The 20,698-nt window shown below is 67.6% G+C and carries 20 protein-coding genes; 6 read left to right on the top strand and 14 right to left on the bottom strand.

The genetic code is table 11. The features are described from left to right. Positions 1-4: 4 nt before the first annotated feature. From QRN63_RS17990 to QRN63_RS17980, 3 genes are all read right to left on the bottom strand, one after another. Positions 5-1,645: an FAD-binding dehydrogenase gene (locus QRN63_RS17990; RefSeq protein ID WP_285032094.1), complete on the bottom strand. Its 1,641-nt coding sequence runs from the start codon at positions 1,643-1,645 to the stop codon at positions 5-7. 48 nt (positions 1,646-1,693) lie between these two features. After that, positions 1,694-2,398 (bottom strand): DUF2334 domain-containing protein, encoded by a 705-nt coding sequence (locus QRN63_RS17985; protein WP_267315872.1) that lies wholly within the window; start codon positions 2,396-2,398, stop codon positions 1,694-1,696. Between the two features lie 216 nt (positions 2,399-2,614). Continuing rightward, on the bottom strand, positions 2,615-3,166 hold the full coding sequence (locus tag QRN63_RS17980; protein WP_285032093.1) for a TetR/AcrR family transcriptional regulator: 552 nt from the start codon (positions 3,164-3,166) through the stop codon (positions 2,615-2,617). 79 nt (positions 3,167-3,245) lie between these two features. On the opposite strand from QRN63_RS17980, the gene QRN63_RS17975 reads away from it, so the two are divergent. After that, a complete protein-coding gene (locus QRN63_RS17975; protein WP_285032091.1) occupies positions 3,246-3,692 on the top strand; it encodes a DoxX family protein in 447 nt (148 codons plus the stop codon). On the opposite strand, the gene QRN63_RS17970 is transcribed toward QRN63_RS17975, so the two are convergent. Both QRN63_RS17970 and QRN63_RS17965 read right to left on the bottom strand, forming a co-directional pair. Further along, complete coding sequence (locus QRN63_RS17970) at positions 3,621-5,783, bottom strand: S9 family peptidase (protein WP_285032090.1); 2,163 nt, start codon at positions 5,781-5,783, stop codon at positions 3,621-3,623. The genes QRN63_RS17975 and QRN63_RS17970 overlap by 72 nt on opposite strands. Continuing rightward, the gene (locus QRN63_RS17965; RefSeq protein WP_267315876.1) at positions 5,780-6,679 is read right to left on the bottom strand and encodes a phosphoribosylaminoimidazolesuccinocarboxamide synthase; all 900 of its coding nucleotides are present in this window, start codon (positions 6,677-6,679) and stop codon (positions 5,780-5,782) included. Before QRN63_RS17965 ends, QRN63_RS17970 begins: the two co-directional genes overlap by 4 nt. Positions 6,680-6,709: 30 nt before the next feature. On the opposite strand from QRN63_RS17965, the gene QRN63_RS17960 reads away from it, so the two are divergent. From QRN63_RS17960 to QRN63_RS17950, 3 genes are all read left to right on the top strand, one after another. After that, positions 6,710-7,339, top strand: coding sequence for a hypothetical protein (locus QRN63_RS17960; protein ID WP_267315877.1), 630 nt, complete (start codon positions 6,710-6,712; stop codon positions 7,337-7,339). 377 nt (positions 7,340-7,716) lie between these two features. Beyond that, positions 7,717-8,580: a cyclopropane mycolic acid synthase family methyltransferase gene (locus QRN63_RS17955; RefSeq protein WP_267315878.1), complete on the top strand. Its 864-nt coding sequence runs from the start codon at positions 7,717-7,719 to the stop codon at positions 8,578-8,580. A gap of 74 nt (positions 8,581-8,654) precedes the next feature. After that, positions 8,655-9,542, top strand: a complete 888-nt coding sequence (locus QRN63_RS17950) for a cyclopropane mycolic acid synthase family methyltransferase (RefSeq protein ID WP_285032089.1) — start codon at positions 8,655-8,657, stop codon at positions 9,540-9,542. Between the two features lie 45 nt (positions 9,543-9,587). On the opposite strand, the gene QRN63_RS17945 is transcribed toward QRN63_RS17950, so the two are convergent. Genes QRN63_RS17945 through QRN63_RS17935 form a run of 3 tightly spaced genes read right to left on the bottom strand, consistent with a single transcriptional unit; the run spans position 9,588 to position 12,859 of the window. Beyond that, entirely contained in the window at positions 9,588-10,805 is a 1,218-nt protein-coding gene (locus QRN63_RS17945) for a cytochrome P450 (protein WP_285032088.1), read from the bottom strand. Further along, positions 10,802-12,220 (bottom strand): adenylosuccinate lyase, encoded by a 1,419-nt coding sequence (gene purB, locus QRN63_RS17940; protein ID WP_267315881.1) that lies wholly within the window; start codon positions 12,218-12,220, stop codon positions 10,802-10,804. Before purB ends, QRN63_RS17945 begins: the two co-directional genes overlap by 4 nt. Before the next feature lie 24 nt (positions 12,221-12,244). Further along, entirely contained in the window at positions 12,245-12,859 is a 615-nt protein-coding gene (locus QRN63_RS17935) for a TetR/AcrR family transcriptional regulator (protein WP_267316643.1), read from the bottom strand. 85 nt (positions 12,860-12,944) lie between these two features. Here QRN63_RS17935 and QRN63_RS17930 point away from each other — a divergent pair, with 85 nt between their 5' ends. Then, on the top strand, positions 12,945-13,841 hold the full coding sequence (locus tag QRN63_RS17930; protein WP_285032143.1) for an alpha/beta hydrolase: 897 nt from the start codon (positions 12,945-12,947) through the stop codon (positions 13,839-13,841). 66 nt (positions 13,842-13,907) lie between these two features. Here QRN63_RS17930 and purD read toward each other — a convergent pair whose 3' ends face one another. Further along, positions 13,908-15,176 (bottom strand): phosphoribosylamine--glycine ligase, encoded by a 1,269-nt coding sequence (gene purD / locus QRN63_RS17925; RefSeq protein WP_267315882.1) that lies wholly within the window; start codon positions 15,174-15,176, stop codon positions 13,908-13,910. Positions 15,177-15,248: 72 nt separating this feature from the next. On the opposite strand from purD, the gene QRN63_RS17920 reads away from it, so the two are divergent. Continuing rightward, positions 15,249-15,740, top strand: a complete 492-nt coding sequence (locus QRN63_RS17920) for an EspA/EspE family type VII secretion system effector (RefSeq protein WP_267315883.1) — start codon at positions 15,249-15,251, stop codon at positions 15,738-15,740. Between the two features lie 5 nt (positions 15,741-15,745). Here QRN63_RS17920 and QRN63_RS17915 read toward each other — a convergent pair whose 3' ends face one another. Genes QRN63_RS17915 through QRN63_RS17895 form a run of 5 tightly spaced genes read right to left on the bottom strand, consistent with a single transcriptional unit; the run spans position 15,746 to position 20,557 of the window. Further along, positions 15,746-16,972 carry a hypothetical protein gene (locus QRN63_RS17915; RefSeq protein WP_285032087.1) on the bottom strand — a complete coding sequence of 409 codons (1,227 nt, stop codon included), beginning with the start codon at positions 16,970-16,972 and terminating at the stop codon, positions 15,746-15,748. Beyond that, positions 16,962-17,405 carry a carboxymuconolactone decarboxylase family protein gene (locus QRN63_RS17910; protein ID WP_061002502.1) on the bottom strand — a complete coding sequence of 148 codons (444 nt, stop codon included), beginning with the start codon at positions 17,403-17,405 and terminating at the stop codon, positions 16,962-16,964. The genes QRN63_RS17915 and QRN63_RS17910 overlap by 11 nt, the downstream gene beginning before the upstream one ends. Positions 17,406-17,435: 30 nt before the next feature. Further along, positions 17,436-18,287 carry an NAD(P)-dependent oxidoreductase gene (locus tag QRN63_RS17905; RefSeq protein ID WP_285032086.1) on the bottom strand — a complete coding sequence of 284 codons (852 nt, stop codon included), beginning with the start codon at positions 18,285-18,287 and terminating at the stop codon, positions 17,436-17,438. Next, positions 18,284-19,036 (bottom strand): SDR family oxidoreductase, encoded by a 753-nt coding sequence (locus QRN63_RS17900; protein WP_267315886.1) that lies wholly within the window; start codon positions 19,034-19,036, stop codon positions 18,284-18,286. The genes QRN63_RS17905 and QRN63_RS17900 overlap by 4 nt, the downstream gene beginning before the upstream one ends. A gap of 51 nt (positions 19,037-19,087) precedes the next feature. Beyond that, a complete protein-coding gene (locus tag QRN63_RS17895) occupies positions 19,088-20,557 on the bottom strand; it encodes an aldehyde dehydrogenase (RefSeq protein WP_285032085.1) in 1,470 nt (489 codons plus the stop codon). Positions 20,558-20,698: the final 141 nt, after the last annotated feature.

The following is a 20,698-nucleotide window of genomic DNA, read 5'->3' as shown; positions in this document are numbered from 1 at the left end:
GAACTCAGCCGACGGCGCGGGCGGCGGCCCGCCCGGCGGCCCGGCCCGAGAAAATGCAACCGCCCAGGAAGGTGCCTTCCAGCGCCCGGTAGCCGTGCACGCCGCCGCCACCGAAACCGGCCGCCTCGCCCGCCGCATACAATCCGTCGAGCACCGCGCCCGCCGGCGTCAGCACCCGGGAATCGAGGTCGGTGTGCAAGCCACCCAACGACTTTCGGGTCAGGATGTGCAGCTTGACGGCAATCATGGGGCCGGCCTTGGGGTCGGTCAGTTTGTGCGGTCCGGCGATGCGGGCCAACCGGTCGGGGAGGTAGGAACGTGCGGCCCGGTAGGCGACGGTCTGACCGTCACTGCTGAGCTTCCTGGTCATCTCATCGTCGCGGGCGGCGACCTCGGCCTCGACGGTCGCGTAGTCCAGCGGTTCGACGTCGGGCACCTTGTTCATGGCAGAAACCAAGTCGCGCAACGTGTTCGCCGACACGAAGTCCACGCCCTTGTCGACGAATGCGCGCACCGGACCGGGTCCACCGTTACGGCTCCGCCCCAGCACCTCCCGCAGGTTCTTGCCGGTGAGGTCGGGATTCTGCTCTTGGCCGGACAGGCCGAACTCCTTGGCGATGATGCTCTGGTCGAGCACGAACCACGTGTAGTCGTAACCGGTTTGGCAGATGTGCTCCAGCGTGCCCAGGGTGTCGTAGCCCGGATACAGCGGGTCGGGCAACCGCTTGCCGGTGGCGTCGAGCCACAGTGACGACGGCCCCGGCAGGATGCGGATGCCGTGCAGCGGCCAGATCGGGTCGTAGTTGGTGATGCCCTCGGTGTAGTGCCACATCCGGTCGTTGTTGATGACGCTCGCGCCGGCGGCCGCGCTGATGCCGAGCATGCGGCCGTCGACGTGTGCGGGCACGCCGGACAGCAACTGGCCGGGCACCCGGCCCATGCGCTTGGGCCAGTTCTCGCGCACCAGGTCGTGGTTACCGCCGATGCCGCCGCTGGCGACGATCACCGCCTGCGCCCGGAACTCGAACTCCCCCACGGTGTTACGCGACGACGCTGCACCGCGGGCCGTCGCCGACGGCTCCAGCACCGCACCGCGCACGCCGGTGACCGCTCCGCCGTCGACGATCAGCTCGTCGACCCGGTGGCGATGCGCGAACCGCACTTTGGGGTGCCCGACGACCCGGCGGGCGAAGATGTCGACCAGTGCCGGACCGGTGCCCCAGGTGATGTGGAAGCGCGGCACCGAGTTGCCCGGGCCCTTGCCGTCCCAGCCGCCGCGTTCGGCCCAGCCGACCAGGGCAAAGGTCTGCAGGCCGCGCTCACGCAGCCAGCTCCGCTTCTCGCCGGACGCGAAGTCGACGTAGGCGCGCGCCCACTGCTGGGGCCAGTGATCCTCGTCGCGGTCGAAACCTGCTGTGCGCAGCCAATCCTCCAGCGCCCGTTCGTAGCTGTCGCGGATGCCGACCCGGCGCTGCTCGGCGCTGTCGACGAAGAACAGTCCCCCGAACGACCAGAACGCCTGGCCGCCGATGTTGGCCTCGTTCTCCTGGTCGACCATCAGAACCGACCGGCCCCGCTCGAGCAGTTCGGCGGCGGCGACCAATCCGGCCAGCCCGGCCCCCACGACGATGACGTCAGCGTCCATGGGGTCACGCTAGCGCCCCCTCGCGGTTGGCGAGTCAGATGGCTCGGTTCAGGCTGCCTCGTTCAACGCCGGGTCCGGGGTCCACTCGTAGGCCGCGGGGGCGCAACCGTGCATGAGTGACAGGTCGATCGCGTCGAGCATGGCCTGCCGCGGTCCGGTCCGCCGCAGTTGAGCGGCGGCCACCGCAAGCCGGACGGTGCCGCCGCGCCGGGCCGTGCGCTCGGCGGCCAGCACGAGGGTACGACACCACCACGGTTCGGTGAGGAAGCCTTCGCCGATGCCGAATACGCGCGACCGCAGGGTCGTCGAGCGCACCAGGTCGGTGATGCCGCTGTCGCCGGCCAGCAACCGGAAGCCGTTGCGGGGCAATGCGGTCACGGTGCCCTGTGATGCCGTCCAGCCGGGCGCGGCGAACAGGCGAGTGCGCAGACCGAGGTGTTCGAGCACCCGGTCGGCGCCCATGAGCCGCAGATTGGCCTCGTGCGCGGGCAGGGCGGCGAACTCGCCGCGGCGCTTCTTGCTGGCCGCTTCGTCGAACCCGTGCAGGAGCACCGCGGCACCGCCGGCGCGACGGGCGGTCAGCCAGTCCACCGTCGCGGCGTCCCGGTCCAACCGGTAACCGCCCTTGAGTCGCGGGGCGACCAGCAGCGACGCGGGAATCTGCCGGGCGTCGAGTTCGGTACAGAAGTCGGCGACGTCGCCCAGCGTGCGCTCCCGGATACCCGAGATCGAGACGATCAATTGGCCAGCCATGTAAGCAGTGTGACAACGTCAGGTGTCCCGGCGGTTGCCGTGACATTGGTGCCGCCTGAACACTGGCTCCCCTTTAGCGCGAGCGGCCGTGTTTGTACGCGAAACGCCGACGTATGTGTACAAAACGCGGCCGCTCGGCAGCGGTGAGCGACACCTCCCTGCACGCGAAACCCGGCGTGTTGCCGCGCAGACACGGCCGCTCGCGGGAAGTTCTACTCAGCCGGAGAAGAGAATCCGGGCGAGACGTTCGGCGGTATCGACGGGGTCGCCGTCGGTGACGGCGCCGTTGAGGGTCAGCAGGGCGAAACCGTGGACCAGCGACCAGGCAGCCAGGGCCGAGCCCTCGGGGTCGTTCTGCGCATTGGGATCGGCGAGGGTCGCGACGCCGCCCGTCAGCGCGGCGGCCGCCTCGGCTTCGGCGGCGCGCAGCGCCGGGTCGGCCGCGTCGTAGAGCGTCTTGTCGAACATGACGGCGTAGTGGCCGGGGTGGTCGAGGGCGAACTGCACGTAAGCCTTTGCCGCGTAGGCGAATTCGGACTCGACGGTACCGAGGGCGGCAGCCAGTTGCGTGAACCCCTCGGTCGCGAGCGCGGTGAACAGCCCCCGCCGATCGGTGAAGTGGTGCGCCGGCGCGGCATGCGACACCCCGGCGGCACGGGCCAACTCGCGCAAGGAGATGCCGTCGGCGCCACGTTCGGCAACGAGGGCGGCCGCCTGCTCGAGGATCACGGCCTTCAGGTCGCCATGGTGGTAGCTGTCCTTGGCCATGGCGGCATCTTATCTTGACAGCGCCAAGTTCAGCGCTATCCTCAATCTAGACACCGACTAGATTATGGAGGCACAGCTCGTGGCCGTTCTTCTCGCTCTCGTACTGGGCAGTTTGGGCGCACGCGTGGCCGGCTGGCTCGGAGTCGGGTATTTCGACAGCTGGCCGAGCGCCATCGCGGTCGGCCTGGCCCTGATGTTCTTCATGACCGGTGTCGCACATTTCACCCCCGGCATGCGGCGCGACATGATCGCGATCGTCCCGCCGCAGTTGCCGTCGCCAGAACGGCTGGTGGCCGTCACCGGCGTGCTCGAACTGCTCGGCGCCGCCGGGCTCCTGTTTCCACCCACGCGCGTCGCGGCCGCGATCTGCCTGTTCCTGTTGATGCTGGCCATGTTTCCGGCCAACATCTACGCCGCGCAGATGCCCGATACTCCGCCGTCGATGGCGTCGAACCTAGGCGTGCGCTCCGTCCAGGAGGTCGTCTACCTGGCCGCTGCCATATTTGTCGCGGTCCGCGGTGGCTAGCACCCAGGCGTACTGGAACGCAGCTTCTTTCCAGCGTTCGTAGCGCCCGCTCGTGCCGCCGTGCCCGGCCGCCATCTCGGTCTTGAGCAGGACGGGATGGTTGTCGGTCTTGGTACTGCGCAGCGCGGCAACCCATTTCGCCGGCTCGACGTAGTACACCCGGGTGTCGTTCAGCGACGTCATGGCCAGGATGTTCGGATAGTCCTGGGCCGTCACGTTCTCGTACGGCGTATAGGACTTCATGTAGTCGTAGACTTCCTTGTCCGCCAACGGATTACCCCACTCGTCCCACTCGGTCACGGTGAGCGGCAGGGACGGGTCGAGGATGGTGGTCAGGGCGTCGACGAAGGGCACCTGCGCCAGGATGCCGGCGAACAGCTGGGGCGCCATGTTGGCGACCGCACCCATCAGCAGACCGCCGGCACTGCCGCCGAGGGCGACGAGATTCTCCGGCCGGGTGACCCCGGTTGCAATGAGATGCTCTGCGGCACTGATGAAGTCGGTGAAGGTGTTCTTCTTCTCCAGCAGCTTGCCGTGCTCGTACCAGCCACGACCCAGCTCACCGCCGCCGCGCACGTGCGCGATGACGAACACCACGCCGCGGTCCAGCAGCGAGAGCCGGGCGATCGAGAAGCGCGGGTCCTCGCAGGACTCGTAGGCGCCGTAGCCGTACAGCAGCGCCGGTGCCGGGGTCGGCGCGCCCACCCGCTGGATGATCGAGAGCGGCACCTTCGTGCCGTCGGCAGCCACCGCCCAGTCCCGGCGCTCGAGGTAGTCCTCTGGCCGGTAGTCACCGAGAACCGGCTGCTCGCGCAACAGGATTCGCTCGCCGGTGGCCAGGTCCAGGTCGTAGATCCGCACCGGGATGACGAATGACGTCGCCCCCACCCGCAGCCGCGGCGACGACCAGTTCGGGTTGCCCGACAGACCGACCGACATCAATTCCGACTCGAACGCGATCTCCTGGGTTTCGCCGTAGTTTCCGTCGGAATCGAAGGGCCACAGCTGGATTCGCGGCAACGCTTCCCGGCGATAGCTGACCACCAGCTGGTCGGCGAAGGCGTCGACACCGTCGAGTCGCACATCGTCGCGGTGCTCGATGAGCGTGCGGGCGCCGTCGAGGTTCGTCAGCGGGGCCTCCGCCACCGGCACATCCACCAGCGCGAAGTTCTCGGCACCGTCGTTGTGCAGGATCAGGAACCGATCCTCGCCACCGACCACCGCGTGCTCGACCGAGTACTCCACGGAGTCCTTACGCGGCAACACCACCGCGAACTCTGCCTTGGCGTCACGCGCGTCGGCGTAGCGCACCTCGGACGTGACGGCACTGCCCGCGGCGATGAAGATGTACTTGTCACTGCGGGTGCGGCCCACGCCCACCCAGAACCGCTCGTCGGATTCGTGGTGCACCTTCTCGCCGGGCAGCCCGGAACCCAGCCGGTGTCGCCAGACGGTGTCCGGCCGCCAGGCATCGTCGACCGTGACGTAGTAGAGCGTCCGGTTGTCGGCCGCCCAGGTGCCGCCCGCACCGATGCCGGTGATCCGGTCGTCGTACAGCTCGCCGGTGCGTAAGTCCTTGAACTTCAGCGTGTATCGCTCGTCGCCGACGGTGTCGACGGAGTACGCCAGGATGTTGGCGTCGACGCTGACGGTGGCCGCGCCGAGCGAGAAGAAGTCGTGGCCCTCGGCCTCGACGTTCTCGTCCAGCAGCACCTGCTCGCCGGGGACCTCGGTGTGCTCGTCGAGCTGCGGCGGGGTCCAGTCGTCGGGATCGCTGATGGGGCACCGGCAGTGCACGCTGTACTGCTTGCCCTCGAAGCTGCGGGCGTAATACCACCACTCACCGCGACGCGTCGGCACCGACAGGTCGGTCTCCTTGGTGCGGGCCTTGATCTCGTCGAAGATCTTCTGCCGCAACGGTTCCAGCGGCGCGGTGATCTCCTCCGTGTAGGCGTTCTCCGCGTTCAGTAGCGCGATCACCTCAGGGTCGTTCTTGTCCCGCATCCACTCGTACGGGTCGATGAACACATCGCCGTGGTGCTCGCGGCGGTGCTCGACCTTCTTGGCGACGGGCGGCGTGCTCATGCTCATGCGCCGATCCAATCGGCAAAGCGGCGGCCTGAAATCCGTTCGTACGCTTCGATGTACCGCGCCCGGGTGGCCTCGACGATGTCGTCGGGCAATGCCGGCGGCGGGGTATCACCGGCGCGGTCCCAGCCGGAGTCCGGACCGGTCAGCCAGTTCCGGACGAACTGCTTGTCGAAGCTGGGCTGCACCACACCTTCGGCGTAGCCGTCCACCGGCCAGTACCGCGACGAGTCCGGGGTCAGCACCTCGTCGGCCAGCACCAGCCCGCCGTCGGCGTCGACGCCGAACTCGAACTTGGTGTCCGCCAGGATGATTCCCTTGGTCAACGCATGCGCGGCGGCGGCGCTGTAGACCTTCAGGGTCTCGTCGCGCAGCTGCGCGGCCCGCTCGGCGCCGACGAGCTTCACGACCGCGTCGAACGCGATGTTCTCGTCGTGCGCACCGATCTCGGCCTTGGTCGCCGGCGTGAACAGCGGCTCGGCGAAGCGGCTGGCTTCGGTCAGGCCGGCCGGCAGCGCAATGCCGCACACCTGGCCCGTGTTGCGGTAGTCGATGAGCCCCGAACCGGTCAGGTATCCGCGCGCCACGCATTCGACCGGCATCATCTCCAGGCTCCGCACCACCAGCGCGCGGCCCAGCACCTCGGCGGGGATGCGCTCGTCGTCGGCCGGACCCGCGAGGTGGTTGGCGGTGCCCAGCTGCTCGGCCAGATAGTCGAAGAAGAAGACGCTCATGGCGGTGAGCACGCGGCCCTTGTCCGGGATCTCGCTGTCGAGGACATAGTCGAAAGCCGAGATCCGGTCCGATGCGACGAACAGCAGGTGGTCGTCGTCGATGCGGTACAGATCGCGAACCTTGCCGCTGGTCAGATGCCGGTAGTCGGACAAAGCTGGGCGCATCGGACCACCCTATCTGTTGGGATGGTTGGCATGAGTTCGCGCTACGTGCCCTACGCCCGGACGCCGGGCCGGTTGCTCGCCCAGCTGACCAGCGACGTCGTCGCGTTGGTGTGGTTCGCCATCTGGGTTTCCGTCGGCGTCGCGGTGCACAGCGCGATCGCCACCATCGCCGACGTCGGGCGCCAGGTGCACGACGGCGCCGACGGCGTCGCCGGCAGCCTGGCCTCCGCCGGCCATAACGCCGACGGCATTCCCCTGATCGGGAAGGCGTTCGGCGGCCCGTTGCGGTCGGCCGGCAACGCCGCGGTCGACATCGCCGGCGCGGGTGACAGCCTGCACAGCACAGCCGGCTGGCTGGCGTGGGTGCTGGCGCTGGCGGTGGCGCTGCCGCCGATCCTCGCCGTCGCGATGCCGTGGCTGGTGCTGCGGATCAGGTTCTTCCGCCGTAAGTGGACGGCGGTGACGCTGGCGTCGACCGATGCCGGCGAGCAGCTGCTGGCGTTGCGGGCGCTGGCCAACCGGCCGTTGGCACAGTTGACGGAGGTTTCCGACGACCCGGTGACCGCCTGGCGCACCCACGACACCATCGCCATCCGGAAGCTGGCGGCACTCGAGTTGCGGTCGGCCGGTCTACGCCCGGCCCGCCCCACATCGTCCTGACGGACGACACCGACGATTCTCAAGGTTTGCCCTTGCATTGCCGCTGAGTCGTTGCTTCACTGGTAAGCCGTCGGCAACATATTTCAGGGCTTCTCTGGTTCACCGCTCCAGCAGCGCGGGCGCCGCCAGACCGCGAATTCCTGCGCTGCTGATCGCTGCGCCGATGTCGCTCCAGCAACCGGGCAATCCATCAATTTCGGCGCCGGACCCATCCAACTCAAACCTGGCAACGAATACCAGTTGTCGTGCTCGTGAACCGTGCGGGCACCGCAAACGTGTACAGGGCACAACACACCTCCTACGCGCCGTCGACGTCGCCGGCTGAGCAGGTGTACGCGCGATCAGCATTCCCAGGCCGTCGGCCAGGAGAGGAAGCCATGGCAGAAAAACTCAAACCGCATTTTGCGGACGTCCAGGCGCATTACGACTTGTCAGACGATTTCTTCAGACTGTTTCTGGATCCGAGCCAGACCTACAGTTGTGCATATTTCGAGCGTGACGACATGACGCTGGAAGAGGCCCAATTGGCGAAGATCGACCTCGCGCTGGGCAAGCTGGGCCTCGAGCCGGGCATGACACTGCTCGATGTCGGCTGCGGCTGGGGCGCGACGATGCGGCGCGCAACCGAGAAGTACGACGTCGATGTCGTCGGGCTGACCCTGTCGAAAAACCAAGCCGCACATGTCAATCAACTGCTCGACGGCCTGGAGACCACGCGTTCGCGCCGCGTGTATCTGGAGGGGTGGGAGCAGTTCGACGAACCGGTGGACCGCATCGTGTCGATCGGCGCGTTCGAGCATTTCGGTCACGACCGATATCCGGCGTTCTTTCAGATGGCCTATGACGCGTTGCCGCCTGATGGCGTCATGCTGCTGCACACCATCTGCGGCATCAATCCGGGTGAGGCCGCCGAACTCGGGGTACCACTGACTTTCGAGCTGGCGAGGTTCATCAAGTTCATCATCACCGAGATCTTCCCCGGCGGCCGTCTGCCGTCCATTCAGATGGTCTGTGACCAGGCCGGCGCGGCCGGATTCCGGGTGACCCGGGTGCAATCGCTGCAGCCGCACTATGCGCGGACCCTGGATCTGTGGGCCGAGGCGCTGGAGGCGCATCGCGACGAGGCGATCGCGGTGCAATCCGTAGAGGTCTACGACCGCTACATGAAATATCTGACGGGCTGTGCGGACATGTTCCGTCGCCGCCAGGTGGACGTCAACCAATTCACCTTGCAGAAGTGACCGACCACAACAGCCTTCTACCAGACCGCCATCACAAAGACGTGGCATAGCGCTGCGTTGGAAAGCACGGATCCATGCCTGCTGGTTCCCAAGAAGAAATGCGCCCGCACTTCGAAGAGATCCAAGCCCATTACGACCTGTCCGACGATTTCTTCGCGCTGTTCCAAGACCCGTCGCGTACCTACAGCTGCGCCTACTTCGAACCTCCGACCCTGAACCTCGAAGGCGCGCAGCTCGCGAAAATCGATCTCAACCTCGACAAGCTCGACCTGAAACCCGGAATGACGTTGTTGGACATCGGTTGTGGCTGGGGCGCCACGGCCAGACGAGCAGTCGAGAAGTACGACGTCAACGTCATCGGATTGACGTTGTCGAAGAACCAGAAGGCGTTCACCCAAGAACTCCTGAACGGCATCGACACCGACCGAACCCGCCGGGTGCTGCTGCACGGGTGGGAACAATTCGACGAACCCGTCGACCGCATCGTGTCCATCGAAGCCTTCGAGCACTTCGGTTTCGAACGCTATCCGGATTTCTTCAAGAGGTGTTTCGAGATTCTTCCCGCCGACGGCCGCATGACCATTCAGAGCAGCGTCGGCTTCCATCCGTACCAGTTGAACGCGGACGGCAAGAAAGTCACCTTCGAAACCGCCCGCTTCATCAAATTCATCGTCACCGAAATCTTCCCCGGCGGCCGGATTCCGACGACAGACATGATGATCGAGCACGGCGCACTTGCCGGTTTCGTCGTCCCCGAGGCCATATCCCTACGGCCGCACTACATCCGGACGCTCAAGACGTGGGGCGACGCGCTCGAGGCCAACCACGAGAAGGCGGTGGAAATCCAATCCGAGGAGGTCTACCAGCGCTTCATGAAGTATCTGCGCGGCTGCGAACGCTACTTCACCGAAGGCCTGCTCGACGTCACCCTCGCCAGCTATCACAAGCGCACGGCCGCGTGATTTGTGCACGATTTTCCGCGCCGCGCGCGGATTTTCGTGCACAAGTCACGACAGGGAGACCCAGAGGTGCCGGAGCCCGGTATGCCGGTTGCTGCGGGTCCATTCCGGCGGCTCGACCACCCGGATGTCCGGGAAGCGGGTGAGCAGCTCCTCGAAAAGCACCCGTAACTCCAGGCGGGCCAGGTTCGCGCCGAGGCAGTAGTGCAGACCTTGCCCGAAGCCCAAGTGCGGGTTGGGTTTCCGGGTCACGTCGAAGACGTCAGCTCGCTCGAATACCAGCTCGTCGCGGTTGGCCGAACCTTCCCAGACCACCACCTTCTGCCCCGCCTCGATATCGCGGCCGCCCAACGACACGGCACGCGTGGCGGTGCGCCGTTTGGACGGCGACGGCGAGGTCCAGCGCACCATCTCCTCGACCGCCGACGGCAGTAGCGACAGGTCGGCGCGCAGCAGTGCCAGTTGAGAGGGGTTCTCGCACAACGCCAACAGTCCGCCGGCCACCGCGTTGCGGGTGGTCTCGGCGCCCGCGCTGAACAGCAGGTTGAAGAACAGGTACACCTCGATGTCCGACACGTCGGGTGCATTGGCCACCACCGACAGCATGTCGTCGGTGGGCTCGGCCCGCTTGGCTGCGATCAGCTCCATGCCGAAGTTGTACATCCGCGAGCCGGCCTCCTGGACGGACAACCGGGTGATGGCGGCCTTGCGCGAACCGCCGAAATCGAAGCTCGGCTCGATGGCCTCGAAAAGCCAATGCCGTTGCGATTCAGGGATACCCATGAGGATGCAGATCATCTGCATGGGCAGCTCGGCGGCGATGTCGACCAGGAAGTCGAACGGAACCCCCGGCGACACCGCGTCCAGCAGCGCCCGGCTGCGCGCGCGTAGGTCGTCCTCGACCCGCGCGATCATCCGCGGCGTCAGCCCCGACGAGACCAGCCGCCGGATCTCCGCGTGCCGCGGGTCGTCCATCATGTTCAGCACCTGGCCGGCGATGGACAGGTCCTGGATCAGGGTTCCGCCGAATGGCCGCGAGCCGCCTGTCACCGACGAGAAGGCCGCCGGATCACGCAGCACCGCAAGGGTTTCCGCGTAGGTGGCAACCGACCAGAAGCCCTCGCCATCGGGGGTGTTGTCGGTCGGCTCGTGCCAGTACACCGGAGCTTCGCCGCGGTGCCGCGCGAACAGCTCGTGCGGGAAGCCCGACGCGAAGTTGTCGAGGTCGGTCAGGTCGACCCCGGCCAAACTTCCCGCCAAGGTCACAGGATGGCGCCCGAGGTGTACTTGGCCGCTTCCGGGTACTGCGCCACCAGCCGGTCCACCGCAGCGACGACGGCGTCGACCTGGTCGCCGGCCGCACCACTGAACGCCTGCTTGTCGGCCAGTGCCGCATCGAGCTCGACGCGGTCGAGCGGCAGCCGCGGATCAGCAGCCAGCCGGTCGAGAAGGTCGGGCTCCAAACCCTTTTCGCGCATCGCGAGCGCGACCGCGACGGCGTGCTCCTTGATGACCTCGTGCGCGGTCTCGCGGCCGACACCGGCCCGCACCGCCGCCATCAGGATGCGGGTCGTCGCCAGGAACGGCAGGTAACGGTCGAGCTCACGCTGGATCACCGCCGGGTAGGCGCCGAACTCGTCGAGCACCGTCAGGAACGTCTCGGTCTGGCCGTCGATCGCGAAGAACGCGTCGGGCAGCGCCACGCGGCGCACCACCGAGCAGAAGACGTCACCCTCATTCCATTGCGCCCCAGCCAGTTCGGCGGCCATTGAGCCATAGCCGCGCAGCACGACCTGCAGGCCGTTGACGCGCTCGCACGAGCGTGTGTTCATCTTGTGCGGCATGGCCGACGAGCCGACCTGCCCAGGCGCGAAGCCCTCGGTCGCCAGTTCGTGGCCCGCCATCAGCCGGATGGTGTGCGCGAACGACGACGGGCCGGCGCCCAGCTGCACCAGAGCGGACAGCACGTCGTGGTCCAGCGACCGGGGGTACACCTGCCCGACGGACGTGAAAACTTCGGTGAATCCCAGGAATTCGGCGACCCGGCGCTCCAGATCGGCCAGCCGCGACGCGTCGCCGCCGAACAGGTCCAGCATGTCCTGCGCGGTGCCCATCGGGCCCTTGATGCCGCGCAGCGGGTAGCGGTCGATCAGCTCCCGCAGCCGGGTGAGCGCGACCAGCGTCTCCTCCGCGGCCGAGGCGAATCGCTTGCCGAGCGTGGTCGCTTGCGCCGCCACGTTGTGCGAGCGACCGGCCATCACCAGGTCGCGGTACAGCGCGGCGCGCTCGGCGAGCCGGGCCACCACCGCGACGCCGTGCGAGAACACCAGTTCCAGCGACTGCCGGATCTGCAGCTGCTCGACGTTCTCAGTGAGGTCGCGGCTCGTCATGCCCTTGTGGACGTGCTCGTGGCCGGCCAGCGCGTTGAACTCCTCGATACGCGCCTTGACGTCGTGCCGGGTGACGCGTTCCCGCGCGGCGATGGAATCCAGGTCGACCTGCTCCAGCACCCGCTCGTAGTCCGCAACGACGCCGGACGGCACCGCCACGCCCAGTTCGGACTGCGCGCGCAGCACAGCCAGCCACAGCCGGCGTTCGGCGACGATCTTGTTCTCCGGGGACCAGATGGCCACCATCTCGTCGCTGGCGTAACGATTGGCCAGCACGTTGGGGATGCTCACGGGGTTACAGCCTACTAAGCCCGCTTATAAGGCGACCCGGCGTTCTTGGTCGAAGGGGGCCAAGACGTCGATGACGTCCACGAGGGTCGCCCGGGCCGTCGCACGCGGGCCGTCTCCGTCGCTCACCATCGACGCCACGACTGCCCCGTCCACCGCGCAGACCAGCGCCGTGAGCAGTTCGGCGCGCACCGAGCGCCCGGACCGTTCCACCACCTCGATGACGGCGTCGGACCGCTGCTTGAGGATGCGCCGCTGGACGTCGCGCAGCCCGGGCTGGCGGGCGCAGGCGATGTACCGCTCGTAGCGGGAGATCAACTGGTCGGACGCCCGGTTACCGTCACCTACCAGCAGATCGACCAGCAGATCCGCTGTCGCGTCCGCGCCGCGGCGGCGCCGCGACAACGACGAGACCCGCATGCGCAGCTGCTGGGATTCCGATTCTCCGACGCGCTCGACCGCCTTTTCGATGAGCTCGTCCAGCGACGAGAAGTAGTACGTCGTGGAGGCCAGCGGCAGCCCGGCCCGCTGCGCCACCGCGCGGTGCCGGACGGCGTCGAAGCCACCCTCACACAGCAGCTCGGCGGCCGCGCTGACCAGCGCATACCGTCGCCGTTCCCCCTTTGGGGTGACTGCTGTCATCACCCACTAAATGCTGCCAGGAATGGTCACGCGGCGATCACGATTTCACGTAATCCATTAGGCAATGCTCAGAAATGCCGATGGCATGATGGCGGCCATGGCAGAACTCAGTCGACGCGCCGTCCTCCGTCTCGGAGCGGGCGCCGCCGCAGGGGCCGCCGGCGCTTTCGCGTTGGGGTCGACGTTGAACCGCCCGACCGTCACCGCGACCCCGGTGACCATGACGAGCGTCGGGGCGCCTCTTGCGCCACCCCCGGCCGTCGCAGATCCGGCACCGACCTACGTGACCGGTTCATTCGTCTCGCAGGCCCGCGGCGGCATCTCCACCAACTGGGCCATCGCCCGCCCGCCGGGCCAGACCGTCCCGCTGCGGCCCGTGATCGCGCTGCACGGCAAAGGCAGCGACGCCGCGACGGTGATGGCCGGCGGTGTCGAGCAGGGGCTGGCACAGGCCGTGTCCGCCGGGCTGCCGCCGTTCGCGGTGGTGGCCGTCGACGGCGGTGGCGGCTACTGGCACAAGCGGGCTTCCGGGGAGGATTCGGGCGCGATGGTGCTCGACGAACTGATCCCGATGCTGGCCGCGCAGGGCCTCGACACCTCGCGGGTGGGTTTCCTCGGCTGGTCGATGGGCGGGTACGGCGCGCTGCTGCTCGGTGCCCGGCTGGGCGCGGCCCGCACGGCGGCGATCTGCGCCGTCAGCCCGGCGTTGTGGACGTCCTCGGGCGCGACGGCCCCGGGCGCGTTCGACGGCGCGGCCGACTACGCGGCCAACTCGGTGTGGGGTCTGCCCGGGCTGGCCGGTATCCCGATCCGGATCGACTGCGGTGACAGCGACCCGTTCTACTCGGCGACCAAGCAGTTCATCGCGCAACTACCGAACGGCGCGGCGGGTGGCTTCTCCCCCGGCGGGCACGACGCGTCGTTCTGGAGCGCGCAGCTGCCGGCCGAGATTTCCTGGCTGGCCCCGCACCTCGTCCAGTAGTCCCGTGAACAGACGTAAAACTGTCGACTTCGCACTGAAATCGACAGTTGTGCGTCTGCACGCGAGCTAGAGCGAGATGCGGCCCTCGGCGGCGGCAAGGCCGATGTCGGTCCGGAAATGGCTGCCCGGCAGGCGAATCGACTCGATGATGCGGTAGGCCTCGGCCCGCGCGGCCGCCAGGTCCGCACCGGTGCCGACCACCGACAGCACCCGGCCGCCGGAGGAGACGATGCTGCCGTCGGCCTTGCGGGTGGTGCCCGCGTGCAGCACGCCCGACGTCTCCGATCCGGTGATCACATCCCCGACGCGGGGGCGTCCCGGGTAGTTCTCGGCCGCCACGACGACCGTCACGGCCGACCCGTCCTTCCACTGCAGCGCACCGACAGAGTCCAGGGTGCCGGTGGCGGCGGCGTTCAGCAGCGTGCCCAGCGGCGTCTCCAGCAGTGCCAGCACCGCCTGGGTCTCGGGATCGCCGAAGCGGCAGTTGAACTCGACGACGGCCGGGCCCTTCGAGGTGATGGCCAGGCCCGCGTACAGCAGGCCCGAGAACGAGCTGTCTCGCCGAACCAGTTCCGCGGCAACGGGTTTGACGACCTCGTCGACGATCTGGTCGACGACCGCGGCGGGCAGCCACGGCAGCGGCGTGTAGGCGCCCATGCCACCGGTGTTGGGTCCGCTGTCGTTGTCGCCGACGCGCTTGAAGTCCTGGGCGGGCAGCAGCGGCACCACGGTCTCGCCGTCGACAACGCAGAACAGCGACACCTCGGGCCCGTCGAGGAACGACTCGAGCAGCACCGGGTGGCCGGATTCGAGCAGTTCGGCGGCGTGGGCGCGGGCGGCCTCCCGGTCGGCGGAGACGACGACGCCCTTGCCGGCGGCCAGACCGTCGTCCTTGACGACCCAGGCCTGCTGGCCGGCGGGCGGGCCGAAGCGGTCCAGGGCGGCATCGAGGTGGGCCGGGTTGTCGACGATCTCGCTGGTGGCGGTGCGAACGCCGGCCGCGGCCATGACGTCCTTGGCGAACGCCTTGGAGCCCTCGATGCGGGCGGCGTCCTTGGACGGCCCGAAGGTGGCGATGCCGGCGGCGCGCAGCGCGTCGGCCACGCCGAGCACCAGCGGCACCTCGGGGCCGATGACGACGAGATCGGCGGCCAGCTTCTTGGCCAGCGCGAGCACCTCGTCGGCGGCGGTGATGTCGACGTCGTGCTGCTCGGCTACAGCGGCGGTACCGGCATTGCCGGGAGCGACGGCCAGGTGGTCCACCTGGGGGTCGCGGCTCAGGGCGAGCAGCAGGGCATGTTCACGGGCACCGGAGCCGATCACGAGGACGCGCACAGCCACACCCTAGTAGCTGGTCGGCTCGTCCTAAACTGGGCAGGCCCGACGCACGCGAGGAGGTCCGCACCGGTGGAGCCGCTGGATGCCTTCCTGCTGATGTGGGAGCGGGCCCGCGCGACCTTCGGCGAGGGCGTTCCGCACGACCGCGCCGAGTTCGACAAGAGCGACCAGTTGCGCGAGCTGCAGGAGCAGGTGAAGGCGGCGGGTCCCGGCGCCCACTGGACCGGCGGCGCGGCCGACCGCTACGCCGACGCCAACGACAAGCACGCCCAAGCCCTCGGCCGGCTGGCCGATCTCGACAAGCGCGTGGGCGACGAACTCGAGCGGTCCGCCGACGTGGTCAACGGCGGACGCCGCGAACTCGACGCGCTCAAGCGCTGGGTGACGGACCTCGCCGACGAATCCAAGAAGACGCCGACCGCCGCGGCCGACCACGCGCTGTGGTCGGCGATCGGCAAGGCCAGCGGCGACGTCGCCGACATCATCCAGCGTTCACACACCGACCTGTCGGGAGTGGCCGGCCGAATCCAGAGTCTCGACAGCGAGTTCGACGACTTCTGAGCGCGCTACACCACCGTCAACGGCAGGGATTTGCGTTCCTCGAAAACCCAGGCCGCGCCGCTACTGACCTTGCACACCGAGACCTCACCGAGTTCCTTTGCCGGGGTGTCGGTTTCGATGAACCGGACGGTCCAGTCGGTGGCGTCGCCGGACACTTCGGCCCGCAGCAGCGGGTTGACGGCCGTCGCGATGGCCTGCAGCGGCAGGTCGGATTCCGGGGACACCAGGGTGACCCAGGCACCGTCTTCATGCGCGGGTGACGGGCGCACATGTGCCTCGTCGCCCGAAACATCAACGGAGACATACGCGGCCGGGTTGATGAGCGGGTGCAGTTCCAGTACGCGCAACGCCCCGGTGGCATCGTTCGGCAGGTCCAGCACCTTCTGGATGCGCTCGGCCGCCACGCCGGAGATACCGATGAGGGACTTGGTCCGGATGGACCGTTCCTTGTCGGCGTCGCCATTGCAGCGGGCCCGCACCGCCAGCGCGAACGACAGCACCAGCAGGTGCATCTGCAGACACACCTCATCGGCGATGCGCACCAGCGCCGAGTGCGAGAACACCGAGAAGTCGACGTCGCTCACCAGCGGGCCGGAGTAGTCGGCCTGGCCCTCGTCCGCGGGGTCGATGTCGTCGAGCTCGCAGCGGTAAGCGTTGGTCGCGCCGATGATGTCGAGCTGCGGGATGAAATCGACCTCGGGGTAGGACTCGTCGATGATGACGGTCCACGCGCACGCCGGGGTCCGGTCCGCCGGGACGCGCGGCGGCCGGTGGATCGGCCGCACCTGGCAGCGCCGGTTGGTCGCGAGCGCAGTCGCGTCGAACGTCGGGTCCTCGATGTCGTGGCACATGCCGCGCACGTAGTCCGGACCCATCGGCTCGACGTCCATGAGCGCACCGCAGTGGTCGAGATGGAATTCGCCGTGCCAACGGTCGTGCACCGTGTACCGGAAATCCATGAACTGCGGCGGCGCACCGATGTCGAGCTGCAGGCCCTTGAAGATCGTGATGACATCCACGCCTTCGTATTTCAGCGCCTTCTGCATCCGCTTGGTGTAGAGCGGGCTGGACCCGGCCCACTCCTCGATGGCGACCTGCAGCATCTCTTCCCGGCCGAATTCGACGATGCACCAAGCCATCCCGGCGCGGTCGATGAGCTGGCCGATCAGCAGCAGCTCCGGCACGAGTGCCGCGAGCTCAGCACGCGACAGCGACGCGTACCTACTTGTCATCGAGCTCGCTCCCCGTGTTCATCTTCACGGCGGCGTTGACATTGGCCTTGCGGTCCTCGGCCACACCCTTCTCGGCTGCCTTGCGCCGCCTGGCGACCACCTTGGACACGGCACCGTTGAACGCCGAACCGAGTGGAAAGCCGAGGTACTGCGTCAGAAAGATGCCGATGTCCTTGAGCTCGGCCTCCGTGAACTCCTCGTTGAGCAAGGCGGCGTTGATCTGGATCTCGGCGAGGTCCTGCGAACCGACAGCCGTCACGCACGTGAACGTCATCAGCCGCTTCTCTCGCATGGACAGCCCGGGCTTGCTCCAGATGGTGCCGAACAGGTGGTCCACGGTGAGGTCGAAGTACGGGTCGCCCTCGATGTTGGGCATCTCCCAGCCGTAGACCTCGTTCATCTTCGCCAGGCCCTTGGCGCGCAACTCGTCCATTATCTTTGCTCCTCCTCGCGTCCGGGGACATCAATCCTTGTCATGCGGTACGCCGAGTCCGTCGGCGAGGTTGGCCAGTGCCAGCTCGGCGAGCGGAAGGTCCACTCCCACAGCCGAACCCAGACCGAGCGCCAGTGACAGATCCTTTTCGGCCAGTCCACGGGTATGGACGAACATGTGGTAAAGGAAGTGGTCGGGCGCCAGCGGTTTGGTGTCGTCGCGCGCCATGATCGCGCCGGGACCGCCCGACTGCGCGTCACTGTGCCGCACCACCCGGCCCAACTTCTGCAGGTCGATACCCGATGCCTCGGCCAGCTTCTGCGCTTCACACGCGGCGGCAAAACCGATGAACGTCAACATGTTCCGTGCCAGCTTCATCTTGGTGCCGGCGCCGGGCTCACCGGCGCGCACCACCAACGATGCCCACTGCTTGAAGACGGGCTTGACCTTGTCGTAGGCGGCGTCGTCGGCCCCGACCATGACCGCCAGCTCGCCCTTGCTCGCCGCATGCGCGCCGCCGCTCACCGGAGCGTCGACGATGTGAATCCCCTTGGGCCGCAGCTGCTCGGCCAGTTCGACGGCCGTCGTGGGCTCGATGGTGGAATGGATCGCGATCACCGTGCCGGGCGCGGCGCGAGAGGTCAGCTGCGCCACGACGTCACGGACCTGCTCGTCGTTGAGCACCGTCACGCTGATGACGTCGGCCTTGGCGACTTCCGCGATGCCGTCGGCCAGGGCGGCGCCGAGTTCGGCGAACGGCGCCATGGCCTCGGCGCGCATGTCGAAAACGACGAGCCCGCCCGGCCACTCGGCCAGCCGCTTGGCCATCGGGGCGCCCTGGTTGCCCAGACCGATGTATCCGAGCTTCACGTCAGAACTCATGACCGGATGATCTGTCCGCCGTCGACGTTGAAGATCTGCCCCGTGATCCAGCTGGCCTCGTCGGACAGCAGGAACAGGCACATGCCGGCGAGATCCTCAGGGGTGCCCATGCGCGCCAGCGGCAGGGTCTGGACGATCTGCTTGACGATGGCCTGCGGCGTGGTGCTGCGGTTGGCCTCGGTGTCGATAGGTCCCGGCGCGATGGCGTTGATCCGGATATTGCGCCACCCCAGCTCACGCGACAGCTGCTGCGTCAGGCCGTTGACGCCGACCTTGGCCAGGCCGTAGAAGTTGGCGTAAACCCAGGCCGCGGTGGAGGACTGGTTGACGATGGCGCCGCCGCCACGCTTCTCCATGTGCGGGAATACCGCGCGGGTACACACCAACGCCCCGTCGAGGTTGACGCTCATGAACTTGCGGTAGTAGTCCCAGTCGACGGTCAGCAGGCCGTCGAGCTTCATCCCGCCGAAGATCGCGGCGTTGTTCACCAGGTAGTCGATACCGCCGAACTCCGCGATTGCCTGGGCGGCCATGTCATTGGCCGAATCGATGTCGGAGACGTCGACCCGGACAGCCAGTGCCTTGCCGCCATCGGCCTTGATACCGGCGGCGACCTTCTCCGCGCCCTCGACGTTGATGTCGGCGATGACGACGGCAGCACCCTCGCGGGCCAGCGCCTCGGCGTAGACCTGACCGATACCGCCGCCGGCCCCGGTCACGATCGCGACCTTGTTCTCGAACCTGCTCATGATTACCTTTCGTCTAAATTCTTGTCAGCCATAAGTTTTCGCTCACCAGGCCTAGGTGGCCAGCGTGGCGATGCACTTGGTCTCCAGGTACTCCTCGAACCCGGCGATGCCCATCTCCCGGCCGTTGCCGGACTGCTTGTAGCCGCCGAAGGGCGCGTCGGCGGAGTACCAGACGCCGCCGTTGACGTTGACGGTGCCGACGCGCAGACGCGCCGCCACGCCGGCCGCCCGCTGCGGGTCCGCCGAGAACACCGTGCCGGACAGGCCGTACGGCGAGTCGTTGGCGATGCGGACGGCGTCGTCGTCGCCGTCGTGGGCGATGACGGTGAGCACCGGTCCGAAGATCTCCTCGCGGGCGACGCGCGCCGAATTGTCCAGGCCGGCAATGACGGTCGGCTCGATGAAGAAGCCGGTGTCGCGGTCCGCGGGCCGGCCGCCACCGCACGCGAAGGTGCCACCCTCTTCGATGGCGAGGTCGAGGTAGCTCTGCACCCGGTCACGCTGTCGGGCCGAGATCACCGGACCGCAGACGGTGCGCGGGCTGGACGGGTCACCCGGCTTGATACCGCCCATCGTGCCTGCCGCGGCCGCGACGGCTTCGTCGTAGCGGGCCCGCGGCACCACGAGGCGGGTGGTGATCGCGCAGCCCTGGCCGGCGTGCATCGATGCCGTGAATGCAGCCATGGCACAGGCGCCGGCCACGTCGGCGTCGTCGAGCACGAGGAAGGCCGACTTGCCACCGAGTTCCAGGAACACCTTCTTGATGGTCTCCGCGGCGTCGGTCATCACGGCACGACCGGTGACGGTCGAGCCGGTGAACGAAACCATGTCCACATCAGGGTGTTTCGACAGCAGGGCGCCGACCCCGTGGTCCCGGGAGGTGACGATGTTGATGGTGCCCGCCGGGAAGTCGGTGTGCTGGGTGATCAGTTCGCCGAGCACCGCGGCGACCCACGGGGTGTCGGGGGCGGGCTTGAGGACCAGGGTGTTGCCCGCCGCGAGTGCCGGGCCGATCTTGGCCAGGTTGATCTGGTGCGGGAAGTTCCACGGCGTGATGGCGCCGACGACCCCGACGGCCTCGCGAGCGATGGTCCGGTTGGTCGGAATCCCTTGTGGCGTGGCATGTCCCAGGTCGGTGGTCCACTGGTAGCTCTCCGCGGTGTCGGCGGCGAAGCTCAGGTCTGCGATCGGTCCGTCCAAATGCGCTCCGGCGGTGAGCATCCGGGGCGCGCCGACCTCGGAAATGGTCAGTTCGCGCAATTCGTCACTGTGGTCGCGCATGGCCTGCTGCAGTTGCCGCAGGCACCGCACGCGGAGCTCGACGTTGGTGGACCAATCGGTCTCGTCGAAGGCCTGGCGGGCGGCGTCGATGGCGTCGGCCATGTCGCCCACCGTGGCATCGGCAGCCACCCCGAGGACTTCCTCGGTCGCGGGATTGACGGTCGGGAACGTGCCCCGCGAACCCGGCACCAATTTTCCGTCGATGAGAAGGCGACTTTCGCGATCACCCAGCAAGGTCATCTGCACTCCTGCCCACTGGACGCAGTCCAGCAATGTGATTTCAGTTGGACAGCTGTCCGATATGTTCAGTCGAACCATAACCTCACGCGCCGCCGGGTAGCAAGGGTTGGGCAGAATCACAAACCGAAAACGGCACATAAA

The organism is Mycolicibacterium sp. lyk4-40-TYG-92 (genome assembly GCF_030209435.1).
GTDB lineage: Bacteria > Actinomycetota > Actinomycetes > Mycobacteriales > Mycobacteriaceae > Mycobacterium.
This window is presented reverse-complemented; position numbering and strand designations above follow the sequence as displayed.